The 2,249-nt window shown below is 68.2% G+C and carries 3 protein-coding genes; all 3 read left to right on the forward strand.

Going from position 1 to position 2,249, the window contains the following annotated elements; all coding sequences use genetic code 11:
• Positions 1-205: 205 nt before the first annotated feature.
• On the forward strand, positions 206-418 hold the full coding sequence (locus CEK69_RS20855; protein WP_226975252.1) for a hypothetical protein: 213 nt from the start codon (positions 206-208) through the stop codon (positions 416-418).
• Positions 419-493: 75 nt separating this feature from the next.
• Positions 494-1,393, forward strand: coding sequence for an oxygen-dependent coproporphyrinogen oxidase (gene hemF / locus CEK69_RS20860; RefSeq protein WP_150411374.1), 900 nt, complete (start codon positions 494-496; stop codon positions 1,391-1,393).
• Positions 1,390-1,656, forward strand: coding sequence for a DUF2164 domain-containing protein (locus CEK69_RS20865; protein ID WP_152247714.1), 267 nt, complete (start codon positions 1,390-1,392; stop codon positions 1,654-1,656). Before hemF ends, CEK69_RS20865 begins: the two co-directional genes overlap by 4 nt.
• Positions 1,657-2,249: the final 593 nt, after the last annotated feature.

The following is a 2,249-nucleotide window of genomic DNA, read 5'->3' on the forward strand; positions in this document are numbered from 1 at the left end:
ACAAGGGCGGCCAGCGCGCCGCTGACCATGAGCGTGATCCGGCCCAGCGCCAGATCGTGCTGGAGTTGCTGCGGGTCGAAGGCGTGCTGCGGCGCCCAGACCTGCAACAGGTCGAGCAGTTGCAACAGCAGCGGCAGCACCGCGAAGTTGGCCGCGGCGGTGACCACCAGGAACACGATGAAGGCCCGCCGCGGCCAACTTCGCGGTGCTGCCGCTGCTGTTGCAACTGCTCGACCTGTTGCAGGTCTGGGCGCCGCAGCACGCCTTCGACCCGCAGCAACTCCAGCACGATCTGGCGCTGGGCCGGATCACGCTCATGGTCAGCGGCGCGCTGACCGCCCTGGTCTTCGCCGGCCTGCATGGCTGGCTGGTCTACCAGCTGTGCCGCCCCGCGCTGCGCGCCGAGTTCCGCCGCTGACGCGTGCCGACCGGCCCGCGCAGTCCGGGCAGTCCGCCGCAGACGCCTGACACAGCCAGCTTCTAGAATGGCGGCATGCATACCTTCGACCGCGTTCGCGACTATCTCACTGGCCTGCAAGACCGCATCTGTGCGGCGGTCGAGGCCGCCGACGGCCAGGCCCGTTTCGCCGAAGACCTGTGGCAGCGCGCGGAGGGCGGCGGCGGCCGCACCCGCATCCTGCGCGACGGCGCGCTGTTCGAGCAGGCCGGCATCGGCTTCTCCGACGTTGCCGGCACCCGCCTGCCGCCCTCGGCCAGCGCCAACCGCCCGGAACTGGCCGGCGCCTCGTGGCGCGCGGTCGGGGTGTCGCTGGTGTTCCACCCGCTCAGCCCGTACATCCCCACCACCCACGCCAACGTGCGCTACTTCGAGGCGCAGCGCGACGGCGCCACCGTGGCCTGGTGGTTCGGCGGCGGCTTCGACCTGACCCCGTACTACCCGTTCGACGAGGACGCCCGCCACTGGCACCAGACCGCGCACGACCTGTGCGCGCCCTTTGGCGAAGACCGCTATGCGGCGCACAAACGCTGGTGCGACGAGTACTTCTTCCTCAAGCACCGCAACGAGACCCGCGGCGTCGGCGGCCTGTTCTTCGACGACCTGCATGCCGATTTCGAGCGCGACTTCGCCTACCAGCGCGCGGTCGGCGACGGCTTCCTCGACGCCTACCTGCCGATCGTGGAACGCCGCCGCGGCCTGCCCTGGGGCGAGCGCGAGCGCGAGTTCCAGCTGTACCGGCGCGGCCGCTACGTCGAGTTCAACCTGGTCTACGACCGCGGCACCCTGTTCGGCCTGCAGAGCGGCGGCCGCAGCGAGAGCATCCTGATGAGCCTGCCGCCGCGGGTGCGCTGGGAGTACGGCTTCCAGCCCGAACCGGGCAGCGCCGAGGCGCGCCTGGCCGAGTACCTGGTGCCGCGCGAATGGCTGGCATGAGCGCGCCGGCACGTACCGCCGTGCTGGGCCGCGAGGACAAGCGCGCCATCGCCGACCAGTTGCAGGCCTACCTGCGCACCGAACTGCAGCAGCAGGTCGGTGCGTTCGAGGCCGAATTCCTGCTCGACTTCGTCGCCGAGCGCATCGGCCCGCACTATTACAACCGCGGCCTGCACGATGCCCGCACCACGCTGGCCGCGCAGATGGACACCCTGGACGACGCGCTCTATCAACTGCAGCAGCCCACCGACGCGCGCCGCTGAGCCGGGTCGCGCGCGCTGCCAGCGCGGCATCACGAACGTGCGGGCATAAAAAAGCCCCGCGGACCAGGGGGAGGTCGGCGGGGCCAGGGAACGGAGACTTGGGGAGGAGTCGCCGTTCCTGGATCTGCTCCAGGGGATGGGAGGAGATCCGCGACAGGTATTGCGCCTGTCGGGGATATAAGAACATTCCCCACCTTGCTCGTTCGTGAAGATTTAAGTTAAAAATTTGTCAGATTAAGGACGGATTCATTCCCGAAAATCCGCGCAAATAAACCGCGTCAAAATTCCGTTCAATCAAAGCGATCCTGCACGCCCCGGGGTGTGACGCCAGTAGGAATTTGCGGCTTGTCGCGCCCGATGGGGTCAAAAAACCAACGCGAATGGGAAAGCGAAAATCGCGGGCGGGATAATCCTTCGGAAAACCCTCTGCGATATCCGGCGTGCATGCGCATGCGATGTCTACGCAAGACACCGCAGCGCCAGGTCGGGTCCCGGGTGCATGCCCGGAACCCGGGCACTCAATGCGCCTCGTCCCAGTTGTCGCCCACCCCGCTGTCCACCACCAGCGGCACCTTCAGCTCCGCCGCGGCGGA

The organism is Xanthomonas sp. LMG 12462 (assembly GCF_009192885.1).
Classification (GTDB): Bacteria; Pseudomonadota; Gammaproteobacteria; order Xanthomonadales; family Xanthomonadaceae; genus Xanthomonas_A; species Xanthomonas_A sontii.

Coding starts and splice junctions, on each gene's coding strand:
- hemF (WP_150411374.1), top strand. CDS start 494: ATGCATACCTTCGACCGCGTTCGCGACTATCTCACTGGCCTGCAAGAC.
- CEK69_RS20865 (WP_152247714.1), top strand. CDS start 1,390: ATGAGCGCGCCGGCACGTACCGCCGTGCTGGGCCGCGAGGACAAGCGC.